Raw genomic sequence first — 20,540 nt, 5'->3', positions numbered from 1 at the left:
GTTCATGAATCCTGATCGAAAGTGACTTTCAGATTGCGTTCGATGAACTGCGGCTGATTCGGTATCCCCAGGCAATGCCGCCCGTTTCAATCCGGCGGCAACGCAAAGCAATACCCGACGCCGTACACCGCCTGAATCGCATTGTGTCCCGGAAAGCAGGGTTCCAGCTTGCGGCGCAGGTTCTTGATATGGGTATCGATGGCCCGATCGGTCACGGAGCGATCATCATCATGCAGGTGATTGAGCAGTTGTTCCCGCGAAAAGACCTGTCCCGGTGCCGCCGCAAAGGTCTTGAGCAGCCGCAGCTCCAGCGGCGTCAGGTTGAGCGGTTCGCCACGTACGCTGGCCTGGTGGCGGAGTTCATCGATGACCAGCGGGGCGGCCATCTGCGCTGCCGGCCCGACCTGCACCGAACGCTGTACCAGCGCATTGCGCCTGAGCATGGACTTGACCCGGGCCACGATTTCGCGCGGCGAAAACGGCGTCTTGCCGATATAGTCGTCCGCCCCCAGTTCCAGCCCGCGCAAGCGATCGTCTTCCTCTGCGCGCGCAGTGAGCATCAATACCGGTACATCCGAGAAGGTCCGTAGCTGGCGGCAGATCTCCCAGCCATCCATGCCCGGCAACATGATGTCGAGCAGGATCAGGTCCGGGCGCTGCGCGCGCACCGCATCCAATGCCGCATCCCCGCGTGCCACATGACGCGAGGTGTAGCCGGCCAGTGCCAGGTATTTCTGCAGCAACTCGGCCAGCTTGGGCTCGTCCTCGACGATGAGGATATCGGCGCTGGCGGGGGCGGCAAAGCGGAATTCTTCGGAGCCATCACTCATGCGGCATTCCCTTCCTCCTCCAGGCGGGCCGGCAACACGACCGAGATCCGCAGCCCGCCCAGGGGCGAGGCAGTGGCACCGATGGTCCCCTGATGGGCATCGACGATGCGCCGGCAGATCGCCAGGCCCAGCCCGGCCCCGCCGCTGGCGCGGTTGCGCGAAGCCTCGACCCGGAAGAAGCGTTCGAACAGGCGCGCCATCACCTCGGGCGGTACGCCCGGCTCGCTGTCGTCGAAGACCAGATGCCAGTGCTGTTGCTGCAGTTGGGCATGCACTTGCAGGCGACCTCCGCTGTCGGTGTAGCGCAGGCTGTTCTCGAAGAGATTGTTGAGCAACTGCTGCAGGCGTGCCGCGTCGGCGTGCACGGGCATGGTAGCGGGCAGGCTGCAGGTCAGCGTCATGCTGCACTGGCTGAAGCGTTCGGCATAGACGGCTGCGCTCTCGCGCAGCAAGGGTACCAGGTCGATGTCGCTGCGACGATAGGTGAGCGCACCGGCATCGGCCAGGGAGAGATCATAAAGGTCCCCTACCAGTTTGTTCAGATGCGCCACCTCGCTCTTGAGGGAGTGCAGCGTCTGCGTATCGGGTTGCAGCACGCCATCTTCCAGCGCCTCCAGCTGGCCGTTGAGAATGCCCAGGGGAGTGCGCAATTCATGCGAGACATCGGCCATGAATTCGCGCCGCAGTTTTTCATTGCGCTCCAGGGTCATGGCCAGCCGGTTGAAGTCCTGCGCCAGCATCCCGACTTCATCACCCGATTCCACCTCCACCCGGATCGCATAATCGCCACCGGCCAGCCGGTGCGTGGCCCGCGCCACGCGCGTGAGCGGGCGCGTGAGCACGCCCGAGATGCGCACCACCAGGAAGGCCGCCAGCATCACCGCCACCACGGCAATGATGAGCTGGGCCAGGAACTGGCTTTGCTGGAAGCGCAGGTCGAGGGCACCGATCACGCTTTCAAAGGGCGTCTGCGCCACCCAGCCGACGATCACGTCATCCTGGAGCAGGGGCCGCAGGCGCGCATCGGGACCGACCTTGGGATAGCCGATCACCAGTTGTCGTCGGGCATCCAGCAAGGAAAAGCGCAGCGTCGCGCCGGTCAGGTCGGAGGCCGTCATGGGTGGCCCCGGCGTGGTGACCACCCCATTGTGTTCGACGATGGCCGGCTTCATCAGCTCGAACCAGACGCGCGGCTTGCCGCGAATGAAGTCCCAGTTGCCATGTTCGCGATAGGCCTGCTCCAGGCGCGGCACCATGTCTTCCATGCGCTGCTGGGCCTGCTCGTTGAGATAACCGAGGAAGTCGCGGTTGAAGATGTAATGCCCGGCACCATTGATGGCCGCGATCACCACCACGATCAGCGCCAGCATCGCATAGAAGAGTTTCAGGCGGATGTTGGCGCGATAGAAGAGGCGGTCGGTCAGCTCGACAATCGAGTGGGCGATGGACATGGGGATGCAGCAGGCGGTCGGTGGAATCAGGCCAGAGCTTATCAAGAACCCGGCGTCCGGTGGCGCACAAGTTGCCGCTGCGCCCCGTCCTGTTGCAGGACGGACATACCGCCGCGCCTGCTCATTTTTCCCTCACATTTGTTGCCCATAATCGCAGGTCCGATAGCTCATTGCGCCCGGAACCCGCGCCCATGGCGGACCGCGGACGGGCAGAAAGCCTCCCGATCATGCACGACACTGCAACACTCCCGCGCCGCCAGGGGCGCCGCTCTTCCACCGCCGCCCGTCTGGCGCTGTCTCTGATGCTGGTGGCCGTCCTCGGCGCCTGCTCGCGCTCCGGCGACCAGCCCAAGCCCGCCGCCCAGTCCGAAGTCGGCTACGTGGTCGTCAAGGCCCAGCGCCAGGCACTGACCACCGAGTTGCCGGGCCGTACCACGGCCTACCTGACGGCCGACATCCGCCCGCAGGTCGGCGGCATCATCCAGAAGCGCCTGTTCAAGGAAGGCAGCAAGGTCAAGGCCGGCCAGCCGCTCTACCAGATCGATCCGGCCAGCTATCAGGCTGCCTATGACAGCGCCAAGGCTTCCCTGCTCAAGGCGCAGGCAACGCTGGCCTCATCGAAGCTGAAGGCCGATCGTTATGCCGAACTGAACAAGATCGATGCCGTCTCCAAGCAGGACAACGACGACGCCCAGAGCACCCTGCGCCAGAACCAGGCCGATGTGGAAGTGCAGAAGGCCGCCGTGCAGACCGCCGCCATCAACCTGCAATACACCAGAATCCTCTCGCCCATCTCCGGCCGCATCGAGCAATCCAGCGTCACTCCCGGCGCTCTGGTGACGGCCAGCCAGACCACGGCACTGACGACGGTGCAGCAGATCGACCCGATCTATGTCGATGTGACGCAATCCACCGTGGATCTGCTGCGCCTGCGGCGCGAACTGGCCAGCGGTCAGATCAGGAAGAGCGGTGACAATGCCGCCCAGGTCAAGATCCTGCTGGAAGACGGCTCCACCTATGAGCGCACCGGCAAGCTCGAATTCACCGGCCTCTCGGTCGATACCGGCACCGGCATGATCACCTTGCGCGCGGTGGTCCCCAATCCGGACGGCGTGCTGCTGCCGGGTGCTTACGTGCGTGCCGTGCTGGAAGAAGGTGTGGATGAACACGCACTGCTGGTGCCGCAGAAGGCGGTCAGTCGCGACCAGACCGGTGCTGCGACCGCGCTGGTGCTGGGTGCCGACGGCAAGGTACAGCAGCGCCTGGTGACCGTGGCGCGTGCGGTGGGCAACAACTGGTGGATCAGCAAGGGTCTCAAGGAGGGCGACAAGCTCATCGTCGACGGATTGCAGAAGGTGCGTACCGGTGATACGCCACGTGCCATCGACATCACCGACAGTCTGCAGAAGGATCTGGCCCGTGAAGCCGCCGCTGCCGCTGCCGATCCGTCGCTGGGCGGGGACACCGACCGGGCAGCCGGTGCGACTGCTGCCCCGGCCACTGCCGCCACCGGCACCCGGTCGAAGTAAGCGAGGCACACATGGCACGTTTCTTTATCGACCGGCCCATCTTTGCGTGGGTCATCGCCATCATCATCATGCTGGGGGGCATGATGGCTATCCGCTCGCTGTCGCTGGAGCAGTATCCCGACATTGCCCCGCCCAAGGTCAACATCAAGGCCACCTATACCGGTGCCTCGGCCAAGACCCTGGAAGATTCGGTGACCCAGGTCATCGAGCAGCAGATGAAGGGGCTGGATAATCTGCAATACATGTCGGCCAGCTCCAGCTCGGCCGGTAGCGCCACCGTCTCGCTGACCTTTACCGCCGGTACCAATCCCGACGTGGCGCAGATGCAGGTGCAGAACAAGCTGCAGCAGGTCACTGCGCGCCTGCCGCAGGCGGTGCAGAACAATGGCGTGACGGTGACCAAGGCCTCGACCGACATCCTCATGGTGCTGTCGCTGACCTCGGATGATCCGCGCATCACCAGCATCGACATCGGCGACTTCATCAGCAGTACGCTGACCGACCAGATCAGCCGCGTGGAGGGCGTGGGCGACGTGACCGCCTTCGGCACCAACTATGCGATGCGCATCTGGATCGATCCGGCCAAGTTGCAGAAATATGCGCTGATGCCCTCCGACATCACCAGCGCGCTGGAAGCGCAGAACACCGAGGTATCGGCCGGCGAGATCGGTGCGCTGCCGGCACAACCGGGCCAGCAGATCAACGCCACCATCACGGCGCGCAGCAAGCTGACCACGCCGGATGAATTCCGCAACATCATCGTCAAGTCCTCTTCCGATGGTTCGGTGGTGAAGCTCGCTGATGTCGCGCGGGTGGAGCTGGGCGGCGAGAGCTACCAGGTCGCTTCGCAGCAGAACGGCAAGCCGTCCTCGGCGCTGGCGATCCAGCTGGCCACCGGCGCCAACGCGCTGGCCACGGCGGACGCGGTCAAGAAGAAGATGGCCGAGCTGGAGCCGTACTTCCCGGCCTCGATGAAACTCAAGACCAACATCGCCTATGACACCACGCCCTTCGTGCGCGTGTCGCTGGAAGAAGTGGTCAAGACCCTGATCGAAGCCATCGTGCTGGTGGTGCTGATCATGTACCTGTTCCTGCAGAACATCCGTGCCACCTTCATTCCGGCCATCACGGTACCGGTGGTGCTGCTGGGGACCTTCGGCATCCTGGCCATGTTCGGTTATTCGATCAATACGCTGACCATGTTCGGAATGGTGCTGGCCATCGGCTTGCTGGTGGACGACGCCATCGTGGTGGTGGAAAACGTCGAGCGCCTGATGAGCGAGGAGAAGCTCAGTCCCAAGGAAGCCACGCGCAAGTCCATGCGGGAAATCACCGGTGCGCTGGTCGGTATCGCCATGGTGCTCTCGGCCGTGTTCATCCCGATGGCCTTCTTCGGTGGATCGACCGGGGTGATCTATCGCCAGTTCTCCATCACCATCGTCTCGGCCATGGCCTTGTCGGTGATGGTGGCGCTCACGCTCACACCGGCCCTGTGCGCCACCTTGCTCAAGCCGCATGCAGGCGGTCATGTGCAGCAGGGCAAATTCTTTACCTGGTTCAATCGTACCTTTGACCGCAGTGCCACGCGCTATCAAGGTGGTGTGGGCGGCCTGCTCAAGCGCGGCAAGCGCGGCCTGTTGATGTATGCCCTGATCGCCGTGGCGATGGCGGTGCTGTTCATGCGCCTGCCCACCTCCTTCCTGCCGGAAGAAGACCAGGGCGTGCTGATGGCACAGATCCAGTTGCCTACCGGCGCCACGGCCGAACAGACCGCTACCGTGGTCAAGACGGTGCAGCAATACTTCATGAACAAGCCCGAATCCGTTGATTCGGTGCTGGCCATCGTCGGCGCGGGCGTGGGTGGCAACAGCCAGAACGGGGCACGCGCCTTCATCCGCCTCAAGGCTTGGGACCAGCGTACCGGTGCCGGGCAGTCGGCCGCCGAGCTGGTACGCCGGGCCAATGCCGACCTCTCCAAGATTCGCGGTGCCCGCGTGTTCCTGATGAACCCGCCGGCGGTGCGCGGCCTGGGCCAGAGTTCGGGCTTCGATCTGGAATTGAAGGATGTCGGTGGCGTCGGCCACGATGCCTTGCTCAAGGCGCGCGACCAGTTCCTGCAACTGGCGCGCAGTAATGCGCTGCTGGCCAACGTGCGTACCACCGGCCTGGATGATACGCCCCAGTTGCGCGTGGCCATCGATGACCGCAAGGCCGATGCCTTGTCGATTTCGACCTCCGACATCAACTCGACCCTCGCCACGGCCATGGGCGGTACCTACGTCAATGACTTCCTCAGCAATGGCCGCGTCAAGAAGGTCTATGTGCAGGGCGATGCCGCCTTCCGCATGCAGGCCGAAGACCTGAACCGCTGGTATGTGCGCAATTCGGCCAGCCAGATGGTGCCGTTCTCGGCCTTCATGAGCAGCAAGTGGACTTACGGTCCTTCCCTGCTGGAGCGCTACAACGGCGTGTCTTCCTTCGAGATCGTGGGCGAACCGGCAGCCGGCGTGAGCTCGGGCAGCGCCATGGCCGAAGTGGAGAAGCTGGTGGCGCAACTGCCGGCGGGCATCGGCTTCGAGTGGACCGGTTCGTCCTACCAGGAGCGGCTCTCGGGCAACCAGGCACCGATGTTGTATGCGATTTCCATCCTCTTCGTGTTCCTGTGCCTGGCCGCTTTGTACGAGAGCTGGTCGGTGCCCTTCGCGGTGATTCTTGCGGTGCCGCTGGGTATCGTCGGGACCGTGCTGCTCACGGGCATGTTCGGGATGTCCAATGACGTGTATTTCCAGGTGGGGCTGTTGACCACCGTGGGCCTGTCGGCCAAGAACGCAATCCTGATCGTGGAATTTGCCAAGCAACTGCATGAGTCCGGCAAGAGCCTGCGGGAGGCCACCCTGGAGGCGGTGCAGCTGCGCCTGCGTCCGATCCTGATGACTTCACTGGCCTTCATGTTCGGCGTGCTGCCCCTGGCCGTGGCCAGCGGCGCCGGATCGGCCAGCCGCCGCGCCATCGGCACCGGCGTGCTGGGCGGCATGCTCTCCGCGACTCTGCTGGGCATCTTCTTCGTGCCCTTGTTCTACTACCTGATCGGCACCTGGCTGGACCGCCGCGCGGCCAACAAGCCGCCCAAGGATGACGATCACGCCATACAAAAGGAGGGCGTGTGATGACCCAGCCCATACAACAGAGCTCGATCCTGTGGACCCGTACGGCCATGGTGCTGGCGCTCACGACAGCGCTGGCGGGTTGCGCCAATCTCGCGCCCGACTACGCCCGGCCGTCGGCACCGGTGCCAGCCAGCTGGGCCCGGCCGGTCGATGGCAAGCCCGTCGGCACCCTTGCTGCCAAGGCCGCCGATGCAATCGATGCCGACCAGCTCGGCTGGCGTGAGTTCTTCCTCGATCCGCGCCTGCAGCAGGTGATCGCGGCCGCGTTGGAGAACAACCGCGACCTGCGCGTGGCCGCGCTCAATATCGAGAAGGCCCGGGCGCAATATCGCATCACCGATGCCGACCGCTATCCGGCCATTTCAGCCACCGGAACCAGCAGCGCCAGTCGCACGCCGGCGGAGTTGTCCACCAGTGGCCGCGCCACGGTATCAAGACAGCAGAGCGTGACGGTGGGCGTGAGCGCCTATGAACTGGATTTCTTCGGTCGTCTCAAGAATCTGTCGGATGCTGCCCTGGAAACCTATCAGTATCAGGTGGAGACCCGTCGCAGCACCCACATCAGTCTGGTGGCCGAAGTGGCCACGGCCTGGCTCACGCTGGCCTCGGACCGCGAGCTCTTGACACTGGCTCAGGACACCTATGCCAGCCAGTCACGTACCTATGCACTGAGCCAGCGCAGCCATGACATCGGCACCGTCTCCGGCGTCGATCTGGCCAGCCAGGAGGCCACGGTGCAAGCGGCGCGTGCGGATGTGGCCAGCTACACCAGCCAGGTCGCACAGGACATCAATGCCCTGCGCCTGCTGGTGGGCGCTGATGTCGATGCGGCGCTGTTGCCCACGGCGTTGCCCGAGACGGCCAGCGTGTTGCCGGCCACACCGGCGGACCTGCCTTCGCAGGTGCTGTTGCGACGGCCCGACGTGCTGGCGGCCGAGCACACCCTCAAGTCCGCCAATGCCGACATCGGTGCGGCGCGTGCGGCCTTCTTCCCCAGCATCTCGCTGACCGCCGACGGCGGCACCGCCAGTCGTACCCTGGGCGGCTTGTTCAAGGCGGGCAGTGGCAGCTGGAGTTTCGTACCGTCGATCAACCTGCCCATCTTCAATGCCGGCAGCCTGCGTGCCAGCCTGGACTCGGCCAAGATCACACGTGACATCGACGTGGCCAGTTATGAGAAGACCATCCAGACTGCCTTCCGCGAAGTGGCCGATGCCCTGGCCGTGCGCGCCACGCTGGATCAGCGACTGGATGCACAGGGCAAGGCCACGGCGGCCAGCGAGAAGGCTTTCCGTCTGTCCGAGGCGCGCTACAAGAACGGTATCGACAGCTATCTCACCACCCTGGTGGCGCAGCGCACGCTGTACTCGGCACAGCAGACGCTGATCTCCCTGCGGCTGACCGAGCAGAGCAATCGCATCACGCTCTACAAGGTGCTGGGCGGTGGCTGGAACGAAGACACTGCCCGCCCGCAGGGCACCGCATCGTCATCACCGGACCGCTCTTAGGCGCAGGACGCGGACATCGCGATCTGCTCCAGGCGCTGTGGTGCAGTCCTGCGCGGCTGGGGCAGGTCGGAAAGATGACCGAAGATGGATGAGTTTCGGAGGTAAATCCGGGGGGAATGGCGGGCGATCCAAGTTGGCCCTGGCTGCGCCAACACCCCCGCTTCTGCCGTCCACCTGCCCCCAAATACGGTTGACAAGCCGAACCTCGCCGGGAATAATCCGCCAAGTGATACGACGACGTACAAGATGAGTCGGCCGCACGCCCGGTACCGGGTGTGCGCGCATCACGGCCCTTGAATACAGCACCCGATCGACAACTACAACGATGAGCAACCATCAGGAGACCGCCCGCATGAGCGCAGAGACTGAACGCGATGCGTGGCAGAGCGCCCGATTTTCCCGCCTCTTGCTGACCGGCGCCGCCGGTGGCGTGGGACGGCAATTGCGGCCGCGCCTGGCGTCTTTCGCCGAGCGTGTGCGGGTAGCCGATCTGGCTGCGGCCATGCAGGGCGTGACGCCGGCCGCGGCGCATGAAGAGGTGCTGGGATGCGACCTGGCCGACCGTGCGGCGGTCGATGCCATGGTGGCCGGCTGTGAGGCCATCATCCATCTGGGTGGCGTCTCGGTGGAGCGTCCTTTCGAGGAGATCCTGGAAGCCAACATCAAGGGTGTCTTCCACATCTACGAAGCCGCGCGCCGCCATGGCGTCAAGCGCGTCATCTTCGCCAGCTCCAATCATGTCACCGGTTTTTATCGTCAGGATGAGCGCATCGATGCGCATGATCTCAAGCGTCCCGATGGCTACTACGGCTTGTCCAAGTCCTATGGCGAAGACATGGCGCAGTTCTATTTCGACCGCTATGGCGTGGAAACGGTGAGCATCCGCATCGGCTCGATCTTCCCGGAAGCGACCAATCGCCGCATGCTGGCCAGCTGGATGAGCATGGACGACTTCGAGCAACTGCTGCGGCGCGCGCTGTTCATTGCGGGTGTGGGTCACACCATCGTCTACGGCATGTCGGCCAACGCCAAGACCTGGTGGGACAACCGTCATGCCGCGCACCTGGGCTATGCGCCCAAGGACAGTTCGGAGATCTTCCGCGCCAAGGTGGAAGCGCAACCGCAACCGGCTGCGGATGATCCCGTCGCGACCCTGCAAGGCGGCGCCTTCACGGCGGCGGGACCCTTTGATCCATTGGCGGACTAAGTCAAATTTTCCACAGCGTTTTCGTTTCACCCGAGCAGTCACCTCGCATTTCGTCGTACTCCGCCGCGGCAGGACCTCTCCTGTCGCGCGGCATGGCAGCACCGCACGCAACCGCTTGACCTGAATCGCAGCAAGGCAGCACCCGGAACACCGGGCCGCTCGCACGCAGCAGGATCGCGCCCGCGCCGCACCGATGTCCGGTTTCCTGAAACCTTGATGGACCCGGCAGCCCATGAACTTCTCTCTCGACTTCACTCCGCTGGCGCCCTACTGGCCCGTGTTCCTGCACGGCGCCTGGCTGACGCTGAAGATGACCACGCTGGCGATCATCGTCGGCGTCGCCATCGGCATCTTCGTTGCCTTCGCCAAGAACAGTCCCAATCGTCTGTTGGCCCGCACCTGTAGTGCCTATATCGAGGTGGTGCGCAACACGCCCTTCCTGGTGCAGATATTCCTGCTGTATTTCGGCCTGGCCAGTCTGGGTATCCGCATGCCGACCTTCGCGGCGGCGGTGCTGGCGATGATCATCAACATCGCCGCCTATGCTGCCGAGATCATCCGCGCCGGTATCGATTCGGTGCCGCGCGGGCAGATCGAGGCGGCCCAGTGCCTGGGCCTGTCGGTCTGGCGCATCCGCTGGCACGTGATGCTGCAACCGGCCATCGAGCGCGTCTATCCGGCGCTGACCAGCCAGTTTCTGCTGATGATGCAGGCCTCGGCGATGGCCTCGCAGATCTCCGCCGAAGAGTTGACCGCCATTGCCAATACCGTGCAGTCCGATACCTTCCGTTCGCTGGAGACCTATATCGTGGTCGCCGCCCTGTACCTGGTGCTGGCGGTGCTGGTCAAGCTGGTGGCTTATTCCGTCGGTGAAACTATCTTCAAGCGCCGCCGCACCTTGCGCCGTGCTGCTGCGCTGGGCCGGCGCAGTCCGGTGTCGCGACTGCCTGCGACGGATCCTGCGGGGATGGCACCCCTGGCCCATGTGCCTTATGTGCATGGCGTATCGCGACCGGTGGCGGTCAATACGAGCGCCTCGCTGCGCATCGAAGGGAGCACATCATGATGGGCAACTTCAGCTGGACCTATTTCTTCTTCATGGTGCAGTCCATCGGCTGGACGCTGGTGCTCTCTGCGCTGGCTTTCGTGCTGGGCGGTCTCGGCGGGTTCCTGGTGATGCTGGCGCGCATCTCGCCGCGCGCCTGGTTGCGGCGGCCCGCCATCCTCTTCATCGAGTGCATACAGGGCATACCCTTGCTGATCCTGCTCTTCATCGTCTATTTCGGTCTGTCGGTGTATGGGCTGGTGCTGCCGGCGCTGGTGGCGGCCGGGCTGGCGATGATGATCTATACCAGCGCCTACCTGGGCGACATCTGGCGCGGCTGCGTGGAGGCCATGCCGCGTCCGCAGTGGGAGGCCTCCGAATGTCTGTCGCTGACCCGCTGGCAGACGCTGCGCCTGGTCATCATCCCGCAGGCCACGCGATTGTCACTGCCGCCCACCATCGGCTTTCTGGTGCAGCTGATCAAGATGACCTCGCTGGCCTCCGTCATCGGATTCGTCGAACTGACGCGGGCCGGGCAGATCATCAACAACTCCATCTTCCAACCCTTCCTGGTGTTCCTGCTGGTGGGCACCTTCTATTTCCTGCTCTGCTATCCCTTGTCGCGGTGGAGCGCATCCATGGAGAGAAAGCTCAATGTCAGCCATCGCTAAATCCGAATCCGTGCCGCATCTGCGGCCCGTTGCGTCGGCGCAGGAGCCGCAGCCCGTCATCGTCAGGCTGGACCAGGTCTACAAGAGCTTTGGTGACAACCAGGTCTTGAAGGGCGTGTCCTTCGAGGTGGCGCGCGGCGAGATGATTGCCATCATCGGTGCCTCCGGCTCCGGCAAGTCCACCGCGCTGCGCTGCATCGACCGCCTGGAGACCATCGATTCCGGCAGCATCGAGGTGGCGGGCATCCGCGTCGATGATCCGCAGGTCGACCTGCACAAGCTGCGGCGCGAAGTGGGCATCGTCTTCCAGAGCTACAACCTGTTCCCGCATCTGAACGTGCTGGAGAACGTCATGCTGGCCCTGCGCCACGTCAAGCAGCAGCACAAGGCCGAAGCGCGCCGCGTGGCCCTGGCCGCGCTGGCGCAGGTCGGGCTCGATGAGAAGGCCGGCGCGTATCCGGAACAGCTTTCAGGCGGCCAGCAGCAGCGCGTGGCCATCGCGCGGTCGCTGGCGATGTCGCCCAAGGTGATGCTGTTCGATGAAGTGACCTCGGCCCTGGATCCGCAACTGACCGGTGAAGTGCTGCGCGTGATGGAAGACCTGGCCGCCAATGGCATGACCATGCTGCTGGTGACCCACGAGATGAACTTTGCCAAGCGCGTGGCTGATCGCATCATCTACATGCACCAGGGGCGGGTCTGGGAAGTCGGTCCCGGCGACATGCTGGACCACCCGCACACCCCCGAATTACAGGCTTTTCTGGCCGCCGACCTGTAGCGCAAACGCTGTTCCCTGTACGACCTGTTCATAAAATAACGGAGACAAGTAATGAAAAACGCAAAATTGCGCACCCTCGCGCGCACCGCCCTTGCGGCCCTGATCCTGGGCCTGAGCGCCCACGCGGCGCTGGCCGACCAGCTGGACGATATCAGGAAGGCCGGCAAGATCCGCATCGCCACGACCTCCAGCACACCGTTGTTCGGCTACAGCGACGAGAAGCTGCAGCCGGCCGGTTCCGACGTCGAGGCCGCGCGGCTGCTGGCCCAGGACCTGGGGGTGCAGCTCGACCTGATTCCGGTGGCCAATGCGGCGCGCGTGCCGACCTTGCAGGCCAATCGCGCCGATATCGTGGTGGGTTCGCTGTCGATTACGCCGGAACGGCTGAAGGTCATCGATTTCTCCATTCCCTATGCGGTCATCAGCCTCATCATCGGGGCCCCCAGGAACATGGCCATCAAGGATTATGCGGATCTGAACGGCAAGCGCATCGGCGTCACCCGCGCCACGCCCAACGATACCCTGACTACCCAGAACGCCAAGGGCGCGGAGATCATGCGCTATGAGGATGATGCGACCCTGATCACGTCGATGGTGACGGGTCAGGTGGACGTCTTCTCCAGTACGCCATCCAATCTGCAGGAGATGCAGAAGAAGTCGCCTGGCAAGAACCTGGAAATGAAGTTCGAACAGAAGGCCTTTGATCTGGGCATCGCCATCAACAAGAACCAGCCGCGCCTGAAGCAATGGATCGATGGCTGGGTCAAGACCAACATGAGCAATGGCAAGCTCAACGCCATCTACAAGAAGTATCACGGCCGCGATCTGCCGGCCAACGTGCAGCATCCCGCGTAATACCGGCATGTTCCAGCGACGCCGGGCGCAGCATGGCCCGGCGTCGTTGCGTCATGCGCAGCATTGAGCCGCCTTCAGCCGCCTTCGAAGATGCGCTGGCGGGCATGGCCGATGTGCGCGCGCATGGCTGCTTCGGCCTGCTCTGGCGAACCCAGCGCGATGGCATCGATGATGGCCTGGTGCTCGTCATCGATGACCTGGATGCGTTCGCCTTCCTGCGGTGAGCCCAGGTTCTGGGCCAGCTCCATGCACTGGCGGATCGGACCCAGCGCATGTTCGATGGTGGAGATGAAGAAGGGATTGCGGGTGGCCCGGGCAATGGCCATGTGCAGCGCCAGGTCCTCTTCCACGCCGGTCTGGCCCTGCAGTTGCGCGCGCCGCAGCGCCTCCAGGCAATGGCGCATCAGGGCGACATCCTCTTCCTTGCGGGCCGCGGCAGCGATGCCGGCCGCGCCCACCTCCACGCATTCGCGAAAGGCGTAATAGCGCTCCACATCATGGATGCTGGCAATCTGCGCCGGGGCACTGCTTTGCAGCACCGGCAGCCGCTGCACGTAATTGCCCGAGCCGCGGCGCGAGACCACGATGCCCTCCGAGCGCAGCCGCGAGAGCGCTTCCCGCACCGTGGTGCGGGAAGCCTCGTAGCGCTGCGCCAGCTCCACTTCGGTGGGCAGCTTGCGGTTCTCCCCCAGCTCCCCGCGCAGGATGGACGCGATGATCTGCTTGCAGATATGTTCGGAACGGCTGAGATTGCCGCGACGTGAAGGATCGGGGGAAGGCGGATTGAATGCTGACATGTATGATGACTGCTGCCGATGAGTTCGTCTGCGGACACTATGAAGGAGTCGACGCCAGGGTGCAAGCCTTGTCCTCGGGCGCTGCACGATGATTCAGCCTGTCGTGCCAAAATCGCCTGCGAAAGCGCTTTGCGGGAAGAAAACTGCAGCGAATTCGGTTGACTTCCTGCCCACTGATCATTAGAGTTGTCCACCTGCATGAAGAATTAGTCCGACTAATCGCAGCATAACTTATACGACATCGTATAAATAAATGACAAAAAAGATAAAAAACCTTCCTTTGGAGACAGGCATGGACTCCCGACCTGCCTGACGCCAGGCGGCCCGGTGCCGCCCGGGGCTGACGGCTGTGCGCCATCCACCGCGAGAGCGGGCGTACAGCCGGGTCCGGGCGGCCACAGGTCGCGCCATGCCTGCCTGTTGAAGAACTATCCTTTTGGAGACGCCATGAAGTACGTAAGAGGAATCCGCTGGTACATGGTGACGCTGGTCACCCTGGCCCTGATCGTCAATTATCTGGCCCGCAACACCTTGTCGGTCGCCGCGCCGACCATGATGAAAGAGCTGAACATGAGTACGGAGCAGTACTCGTACATCGTGGTGTCATGGCAGATCTGTTATGCGCTGATGCAGCCGGTGGCCGGCTACATACTCGATGCCGTAGGGACCAAGATCGGCTTCGGCATCTTCGCCCTGGCCTGGTCGCTGGTATGCGCCGGGGCGGCACTGGCTACGGGCTGGCAGGGGCTGGCCTTCTTCCGTGCCCTGCTGGGCATCACCGAAGCGGCCGGCATTCCGGGCGGCGTGAAGGCGTCCACCGAGTGGTTCCCGGCCAAGGAGCGCTCGGTGGCGATCGGCTGGTTCAACATCGGCTCCTCCATCGGCGCCCTGTGCGCACCGCCGCTGGTGGTGTGGACCATCCTGCATGGCGGCTGGAAAATGTCTTTCGTGGTGGTGGGGGCACTGGGCGTGCTGTGGTTCTTCCTGTGGATGCTGTTCTACAAGAGCCCGCGTGACCAGAAGCTGCTCTCGCCGCAAGAGCGCGACTACATCCTCGATGGCCAGGAGAAATCGCCCGAGAAAGTGGTCCGCGAAAGCTGGACCAAGATCGTGCGCAGCCAGAACTTTTGGTCGATCGCCATCCCGCGCTTCCTGTCGGAACCGGCCTGGCAGACCTTCAATGCCTGGATTCCGCTGTACATGGCCACCGAGCGCCACATGAACATCAAGGAAATCGCCATGTTCGCCTGGTTGCCTTTCCTGGCCGCCGACATCGGATGTGTTCTGGGCGGCTACCTGAGTCCCTTCTTCCACAAGCATCTGAAGGTCTCGCTGTTCACCTCGCGCAAGCTGGTCATGCTCACGGGCTGTCTGGCCATGATCGGGCCGGCCTGTGTGGGCTTCGTCGACAGTCCCTATGTGGCCGTGGCCTTGCTCTCCGTGGGCGGCTTTGCGCACCAGACGCTGTCGGGCGCGCTGTATTCGATCACCTCCGATGTGTTCACCAAGAACCAGGTCGCCACGGCCACCGGCCTGACCGGCATGAGCGGCTACCTGGGCGCGACACTGTTCACGCTGCTCTTCGGCGTCCTGGTCACGCAGATTGGTTACGGTCCTCTGTTCATCCTGCTGGCAGTCTTCGACCTGTTGGCTGCGGCGGTGGTGTTCGCGATTGCCCGTCCGCGTCCGGACGCCATTGCCTGACGGTGCTCATACGGAGTTCGTCCTGCAAGGGGCGACGTCTTGCGACGTCGCCCCTTTTTCATGATCAGCGCGGATCAGCCATAGCGATGGTTACGTGGTGGGCGTCGACAGAGGCGGGCGCTGCATTGCCACCCATTCCTGCACGGCGGGCCGTTGCCATTGTGTCCGTGCATAGTCGGCCAGGCGCGGCGGCACGGCGTCGTCGTGCAGGGCAAGACGATTGATCATCAGCGCCAGGTCGGTATCGGCGATGCACCACTCACCGAAGAGGCAGTGAGCACCTTCCGGCAGCAGGGCGTGTGCAACACTGAACAGTCGTTGCACGGCGGCCCGCGCCTGCGCTGACAAGGGCGGCTTGCGTGCACCGTAGAACAGCACTTGGGTATTGCGCTCTTCGCGCAGGGGCAGCAGGTCGCTGCGCAACCAGGCCTGCACCTGCCGGGCGCGAGCCCGCGCGACGGGGTCGGCCGGGTAGAGCGACGGGCCGCCGAAGACATCCTCCAGATATTCCGTAATGGCCGATGACTCGGACAGTGCCAGGCTGCCGTGCTCCAGGGTCGGCACGCGCGCGGTCAGGGATAGCGTGGCATAGGCCGCATCCTGATGGGCGGCGGCATCCAGATCGACCGTATGCAGCGTGAAGGGCAGGGCCTTGGCGCGCAGGGCGACGAAGACCGACATGGCGTAAGGACTGGCGTACTGGGCGTCGACGTGCAGCTGCAGAGCCTGTGGATGACGATCGTATTGCATGTGTACCTCGTGAAGAACGGTTGAAGAAAGCCGTTCCGCCGGTAGTACGCCGGGGCGAGGTCTGAAAGGGCAGCGCTGTTGCGATTCAGTCCCGCCAGGCGATCCGCCGGACGGGACGTGACATCCCCGTCAGCGGAGATGCCGTTTTTTGGTGTTCAGCCCGCGCATGCCGACGCCAGCGGCCACAAGGGCAGCGGGTGACTGGATGAGGGATCGCTTCAGTTGCATGGTGGGAGAAGTGATGGGCCGAGCGACGATAGTAAACCAGATTGCAGCATTTTTGCCATGCGTGTGCGCTTAAGCCACAGCGGGATCGGTCCGCAGGATACAACGCCCGCCGATAGCTGAGCGTGAGTCAGCGAATTTCAGCGCTATACCTGAACTTGTTTGCTGCCCCGCGTGACTGTCGCCATTCCAGGGGAGTGCCGTCCGAGCCGAAGGCGATGCGTTCGATCACCACGACCGGCGTCTTCTCCGCCAGGCCCAGCAGCCGCGCCTGCGCAGCCGTGACGGTCTCCACCGTCAGGGTCTCGCGCGCAGAGGCGACGATGAGCCCGCATTCGCGCTCGTAGAGCGGATACAGAAGATCACCGAAGTCTTCCGGGGCCTTGTCGGCCAGGGCCTTGAAGCGCTGGGCGCACAGATAGATGTTCTCGGCCAGCACCGGTTGGCCGTCGACCTTGCGCAGACGCAGCAGTTCGATCACCCGCGCATGGCTCTTCAGGTGCAGGGCCTCGGATACCCGGCGCGGCGCTTCGATGAGCTTGCGGCTGACGATCACGCTGGTCGGTTGCAGCGCTCGACCATCGGCCGCTTCAAAGCGGAAGAAGCGGAACAGCGAGTTGTCGAAACGCGCCTTGCGCACAAAGGTGCCGCGTCCATGAGTCCGTTCCACCAGACCCTCGCTCATCAGCGTTTCGACCGCCCGGCGTACCGTTCCGATGGCCACCTGATAGGTCTGGCTCAGTTCTGCCTCGGAGGGGATGGCCTGGCCTGGTTGCCATTTCTGGGCGCGGATCTGCGCCGCGAGCTGGTCACGCAACTGGAGGTAGAGCGGCAGGCGCGCATCGGCGCCATTCTGGTCGAGCATGCTGAGACTTGCCTTGCAATGAGAAAGTGCTCAGTCTACCCGGGGCAGCGCGCGTCCACAACGACAGGGTGTACCGGCAAAAGCAAAGCTTGCCGTCCTGTGCATCAAGATTTCCTCGGCAGCCTGGCCGCCTGCTTAAAAAAATCCCGCATCACTGCGGGATTTTTTTCGTGCAAGGCTGCTCCTGGCGTTACTCAATACTGCCACCGCAAACGCACATCTCCGGTCTGGGAATGATATCCGCGTCCGGCCTCCAACGTGTAGTTGGCCGACAAGCTGAGGTTCCCGCTCCGTTGCAGCGTCGCTCCCAGCACGATGACACCGGTATTGCGTACCGGACTGGCGCCTGCCGTGGTGAAGCTGGTCGCCCCGCTCGGATCAGCCGCGAAGCTGGCGGCGGTGTTCAGGCGCGAGTCCTGGAACTCATGGCGCCAGCGCAGTTGCGCTGATGGTTTCAGTCCACCATAGGAGGTATCGAGCTTGCGCTCCAGTCTGGCACCGATATCACTCTTGAGTGAAGTCGCGGTCGCCGCCTGCACCGTCAGTGCCGCGCCGCTGCCGCCGGTTTCGGTGTAGCCGTTCTGACGCAGCTTGCTGTAGGTCATGCCGGCCAAGGGCGTGAGCGTCATCTCGTTGGCAAGCGCCAGGGGATAGCCCGCTTGTACGGACGCCGTGCTCTGCAAACCGTTGAAGCTGCCGTTGGCCACGCCATTGAAGCCGGTGAAGCTGATCGGACGCACGGTGCTGTATTGCTGCTGCGCCAGGCCCGCCATCACATTCAGATACCACGGCTTGCCGTCATAACCTGCATAGGCGGTCAGACCATACGAATTGATCGAGGCCGAGCTGCCACTGTTGTTGCCGTCGTTGCCGACATTGGTCCTGGCATAACTGAACAGGCCGCCGGTACGCCAGCTTTCGGTGGTCTGCAAGTCGCCACCGATGAGCAGGCCGCGGTAGCTGGAGTGGTAGCCGGAGACGCCATCGCGCTCGTCCTGGGTGGCCCCGCCGCCGAAGAACTGTCCCCACATCGCCGGGTCGAGGCTGCGCTCGCCCGTGGACACGCCACTGGCACCACTTTGCGCCAGGCGCAGACCATCAAGGTGGCTGCTGGTGACATTGAGCACGGCATTGTTGGCCGCATCCGTCCCTCTGGCGGCCGCTTGCTGCATGGCGGCGGGATTCAATTGCGCGCCGGCGCGGTTGGCGCTGGCGGTATCGTTCAATGCCAGCGCCGGATTGAAGACACTGAGCAGCTGGGCGTTGACACCGCCGTAGCTGTAGAGCCCATTCAAGGCCGAGATGGCATTGGCATTGGTCGCGAAGTTGGAGCGCGAGGACGAGGATGCTCCTCCCGATCCGCCGGACGACAGGGACAACACCAGGCTATTGAAGCCACCGGAGGTATCGACCGAACCCGTCACCGTTCCGGTGAAGCCGGTGGCGGCATAGTTCAGTGTGGCGGCGTTGTAGTTAGCGGTGCCGCTGGTTTGTATCACCAGGAAGCGCTGGCCTGCGGCGAAGCTGTAGCCGAGCGCTTTGAGCGTGACATGAGAGCCACTGTCAATGACCGTGTTACCCGTGACGACCAGGCGACCGTAGCCGGTATCGCCGCTCACACCTGCGCTGTGGGCCCCCGCAGCCACGCCGATGGCAAGTGTGGCGGCGGCGCTCTGCTGATAGGTCCCCGTGATGGTGATCCGATTGTTGACCTGCAGCGTGGCACCGGTATTGTTGACCGTGCGGCCGCTTGCAACGATGTTGTCGTTGAGCAGCAGGTTGCCGCTGCCGAAATTGATATTCGATCCCGCGTTGGTGATGGTGCCGATATCGGCGCTGCCCACACCGCCGTTGCCCCCGGTCAGCGTACCGTAGATCGTTCCGCTGCCGCCGTTGATATTGAGTGCGCTGCCACTGGCGTTGTAAACGGCGCCCGCGATCACGCCGCTGTTGATGATCTGACCAATGCTTGCTGCCCCGTTTTGTATCAACACGGCCACCGGTGCGGAAATGGTGCCGCTGTTGTTGAGCGTGCCAATGGTTCCCGAATCGGCCACCAGGGCTGACTGGCCTGATGTGATTGCGCCGCTGTTGGTCAGCTGGCCAATGGTGCCAGAATTGTAGACGCCGTAACTGTTGCCGTGAATGGTTCCTGAACCATTGTTGGTGAGACTTGCGATGCTGTTGCCATTGTAGATGCCTAAATAGTTGGAGCTTATTTGATTGTTGTTGACCAATGTGCCGATGGTCGCATTGTTGTTGATGACATAACCGCCCGCAGCACTGATGAAGCCGTTGTTCACCAGGCTGCCTATGGTTCCGGATTGATTGGTTATTGCAGAAGCACCTTGAATCAAGCCATCGTTGCTGATCGCGCTGATGCTGCCGCCGCTATTGGCGATGGCAATCCCCGATCCCGCGATCGTTCCCGAGTTGCTCAATGTGCCCCCGGTTCCGGAGACCATTGAAACGATGGTGCCCGCCCCGGACAATATCCCGGTACCGGTAACGGTCAGGTTCGCGTTGCTCCAATTGATACAGGACGTGCCATTGGAATTGATCACCGTGTCCGTCGAGACAGACAGGCACACCGCCATCGCCTCGTCGTGTGCGCCGATGCTGATGGCCATGGCAACCATGGACACCATGGTCAGCTTTTTGGGTAGCCTGCGTTGACTGATGGGTCGCATATCTTTCATGTTGAGTGGCGTGAAATTTTCAAGTTGTCCTGCGGCAAGTTGTTGATGGATGAGGTCTTGCCCTGTCCCCGTTTTTCCGACTTCGGGTTTTTGAATCCAACTTCCGTCGCTGCTGCTTCGGCTTGCAACAAACCTTGAACGTTATCGGCGCAAAGCTCACTTTTTGAAGAGCGTCCTGTCACTTTTCTCAAAATAGCTTCGTCATCCGGCACAAGTTTCCATGTGGATATTGTCGGTAACGGAGTCTGTCGCTATGCGCTCCGACGACAGCGCAGCCATGGCAGGGGCTGATATTCACCTTTCCTGCCATGCAATTGATAAGATCGCGAAAGTCATGGCGACCGGGGCGTTGAAATAGGAGACGCATACTGATATGTCCGTACGGAAATACCCGGCTTCGCACCATGAGAATCTTGATAGGGCGGAGTGCTTTTGAACCAGAACAACTATCCCACAACT

Annotated in this window: 16 protein-coding genes; 9 read left to right on the top strand and 7 right to left on the bottom strand. The window is 63.0% G+C overall.

Features of this window, described 5'->3' with window-relative positions:
- Window positions 1-86 precede the first annotated feature (86 nt).
- Both GWL_RS19270 and GWL_RS19265 read right to left on the bottom strand, forming a co-directional pair.
- Window positions 87-830, bottom strand: coding sequence for a response regulator (locus GWL_RS19270; RefSeq protein WP_008333468.1), 744 nt, complete (start codon window positions 828-830; stop codon window positions 87-89).
- Window positions 827-2,281: an ATP-binding protein gene (locus GWL_RS19265; protein WP_008333465.1), complete on the bottom strand. Its 1,455-nt coding sequence runs from the start codon at window positions 2,279-2,281 to the stop codon at window positions 827-829. The genes GWL_RS19270 and GWL_RS19265 overlap by 4 nt, the downstream gene beginning before the upstream one ends.
- 227 nt (window positions 2,282-2,508) lie before the next feature.
- On the opposite strand from GWL_RS19265, the gene GWL_RS19260 reads away from it, so the two are divergent.
- From GWL_RS19260 to GWL_RS19225, 8 genes are all read left to right on the top strand, one after another.
- Window positions 2,509-3,810: an efflux RND transporter periplasmic adaptor subunit gene (locus GWL_RS19260; RefSeq protein WP_050978164.1), complete on the top strand. Its 1,302-nt coding sequence runs from the start codon at window positions 2,509-2,511 to the stop codon at window positions 3,808-3,810.
- Window positions 3,811-3,821: 11 nt separating this feature from the next.
- Window positions 3,822-6,977, top strand: coding sequence for an efflux RND transporter permease subunit (locus GWL_RS19255; protein ID WP_008333461.1), 3,156 nt, complete (start codon window positions 3,822-3,824; stop codon window positions 6,975-6,977).
- On the top strand, window positions 6,977-8,485 hold the full coding sequence (locus GWL_RS19250; RefSeq protein ID WP_008333458.1) for an efflux transporter outer membrane subunit: 1,509 nt from the start codon (window positions 6,977-6,979) through the stop codon (window positions 8,483-8,485). The genes GWL_RS19255 and GWL_RS19250 overlap by 1 nt, the downstream gene beginning before the upstream one ends.
- 352 nt (window positions 8,486-8,837) lie before the next feature.
- A complete protein-coding gene (locus tag GWL_RS19245; protein WP_008333457.1) occupies window positions 8,838-9,692 on the top strand; it encodes an NAD(P)-dependent oxidoreductase in 855 nt (284 codons plus the stop codon).
- 232 nt (window positions 9,693-9,924) lie between these two features.
- A complete protein-coding gene (locus tag GWL_RS19240; RefSeq protein ID WP_008333455.1) occupies window positions 9,925-10,758 on the top strand; it encodes an amino acid ABC transporter permease in 834 nt (277 codons plus the stop codon).
- Window positions 10,755-11,408 carry an amino acid ABC transporter permease gene (locus GWL_RS19235; RefSeq protein ID WP_008333453.1) on the top strand — a complete coding sequence of 218 codons (654 nt, stop codon included), beginning with the start codon at window positions 10,755-10,757 and terminating at the stop codon, window positions 11,406-11,408. Before GWL_RS19240 ends, GWL_RS19235 begins: the two co-directional genes overlap by 4 nt.
- On the top strand, window positions 11,392-12,186 hold the full coding sequence (locus tag GWL_RS19230; RefSeq protein WP_008333452.1) for an amino acid ABC transporter ATP-binding protein: 795 nt from the start codon (window positions 11,392-11,394) through the stop codon (window positions 12,184-12,186). Before GWL_RS19235 ends, GWL_RS19230 begins: the two co-directional genes overlap by 17 nt.
- Window positions 12,187-12,237: 51 nt before the next feature.
- Window positions 12,238-13,041: a transporter substrate-binding domain-containing protein gene (locus GWL_RS19225; RefSeq protein ID WP_008333450.1), complete on the top strand. Its 804-nt coding sequence runs from the start codon at window positions 12,238-12,240 to the stop codon at window positions 13,039-13,041.
- A gap of 74 nt (window positions 13,042-13,115) precedes the next feature.
- Here GWL_RS19225 and GWL_RS19220 read toward each other — a convergent pair whose 3' ends face one another.
- The gene (locus tag GWL_RS19220) at window positions 13,116-13,838 is read right to left on the bottom strand and encodes a FadR/GntR family transcriptional regulator (protein WP_008333449.1); all 723 of its coding nucleotides are present in this window, start codon (window positions 13,836-13,838) and stop codon (window positions 13,116-13,118) included.
- Window positions 13,839-14,285: 447 nt separating this feature from the next.
- Between GWL_RS19220 and GWL_RS19215 the strand changes: the two genes are divergently transcribed.
- Window positions 14,286-15,542 (top strand): MFS transporter, encoded by a 1,257-nt coding sequence (locus tag GWL_RS19215; RefSeq protein ID WP_008333446.1) that lies wholly within the window; start codon window positions 14,286-14,288, stop codon window positions 15,540-15,542.
- 90 nt (window positions 15,543-15,632) lie between these two features.
- Here GWL_RS19215 and yfcF read toward each other — a convergent pair whose 3' ends face one another.
- The 4 genes from yfcF to GWL_RS23520 form a co-directional block, all read right to left on the bottom strand.
- On the bottom strand, window positions 15,633-16,292 hold the full coding sequence (yfcF, locus tag GWL_RS19210) for a glutathione transferase (protein WP_008333444.1): 660 nt from the start codon (window positions 16,290-16,292) through the stop codon (window positions 15,633-15,635).
- A 355-nt stretch (window positions 16,293-16,647) separates the two neighbouring features.
- Window positions 16,648-17,382, bottom strand: coding sequence for a GntR family transcriptional regulator (locus GWL_RS19205; RefSeq protein WP_008333442.1), 735 nt, complete (start codon window positions 17,380-17,382; stop codon window positions 16,648-16,650).
- A 194-nt stretch (window positions 17,383-17,576) separates the two neighbouring features.
- Complete coding sequence (locus GWL_RS19200) at window positions 17,577-20,012, bottom strand: autotransporter domain-containing protein (RefSeq protein WP_157174288.1); 2,436 nt, start codon at window positions 20,010-20,012, stop codon at window positions 17,577-17,579.
- A gap of 65 nt (window positions 20,013-20,077) precedes the next feature.
- A complete protein-coding gene (locus tag GWL_RS23520; protein ID WP_008333435.1) occupies window positions 20,078-20,293 on the bottom strand; it encodes a hypothetical protein in 216 nt (71 codons plus the stop codon).
- Window positions 20,294-20,540 lie beyond the last annotated feature (247 nt).

It is taken from the genome of Herbaspirillum sp. GW103 (assembly GCF_000261365.1).
Lineage (GTDB): Bacteria > Pseudomonadota > Gammaproteobacteria > Burkholderiales > Burkholderiaceae_D > Herbaspirillum.
Note: the sequence above shows the minus strand (reverse complement) of the source record. Positions and strands in the feature narration are given on the sequence as shown.

Coding starts and splice junctions, on each gene's coding strand:
- GWL_RS19225 (WP_008333450.1), top strand. CDS start 12,238: ATGAAAAACGCAAAATTGCGCACCCTCGCGCGCACCGCCCTTGCGGCC.
- GWL_RS19265 (WP_008333465.1), bottom strand. CDS start 2,281: ATGTCCATCGCCCACTCGATTGTCGAGCTGACCGACCGCCTCTTCTAT.
- GWL_RS19250 (WP_008333458.1), top strand. CDS start 6,977: ATGACCCAGCCCATACAACAGAGCTCGATCCTGTGGACCCGTACGGCC.
- GWL_RS19215 (WP_008333446.1), top strand. CDS start 14,286: ATGAAGTACGTAAGAGGAATCCGCTGGTACATGGTGACGCTGGTCACC.
- GWL_RS19235 (WP_008333453.1), top strand. CDS start 10,755: ATGATGGGCAACTTCAGCTGGACCTATTTCTTCTTCATGGTGCAGTCC.
- yfcF (WP_008333444.1), bottom strand. CDS start 16,292: ATGCAATACGATCGTCATCCACAGGCTCTGCAGCTGCACGTCGACGCC.
- GWL_RS19205 (WP_008333442.1), bottom strand. CDS start 17,382: ATGCTCGACCAGAATGGCGCCGATGCGCGCCTGCCGCTCTACCTCCAG.
- GWL_RS19270 (WP_008333468.1), bottom strand. CDS start 830: ATGAGTGATGGCTCCGAAGAATTCCGCTTTGCCGCCCCCGCCAGCGCC.
- GWL_RS19240 (WP_008333455.1), top strand. CDS start 9,925: ATGAACTTCTCTCTCGACTTCACTCCGCTGGCGCCCTACTGGCCCGTG.
- GWL_RS19255 (WP_008333461.1), top strand. CDS start 3,822: ATGGCACGTTTCTTTATCGACCGGCCCATCTTTGCGTGGGTCATCGCC.
- GWL_RS19260 (WP_050978164.1), top strand. CDS start 2,509: ATGCACGACACTGCAACACTCCCGCGCCGCCAGGGGCGCCGCTCTTCC.
- GWL_RS19245 (WP_008333457.1), top strand. CDS start 8,838: ATGAGCGCAGAGACTGAACGCGATGCGTGGCAGAGCGCCCGATTTTCC.
- GWL_RS19230 (WP_008333452.1), top strand. CDS start 11,392: ATGTCAGCCATCGCTAAATCCGAATCCGTGCCGCATCTGCGGCCCGTT.
- GWL_RS19200 (WP_157174288.1), bottom strand. CDS start 20,012: ATGGCCATCAGCATCGGCGCACACGACGAGGCGATGGCGGTGTGCCTG.
- GWL_RS19220 (WP_008333449.1), bottom strand. CDS start 13,838: ATGTCAGCATTCAATCCGCCTTCCCCCGATCCTTCACGTCGCGGCAAT.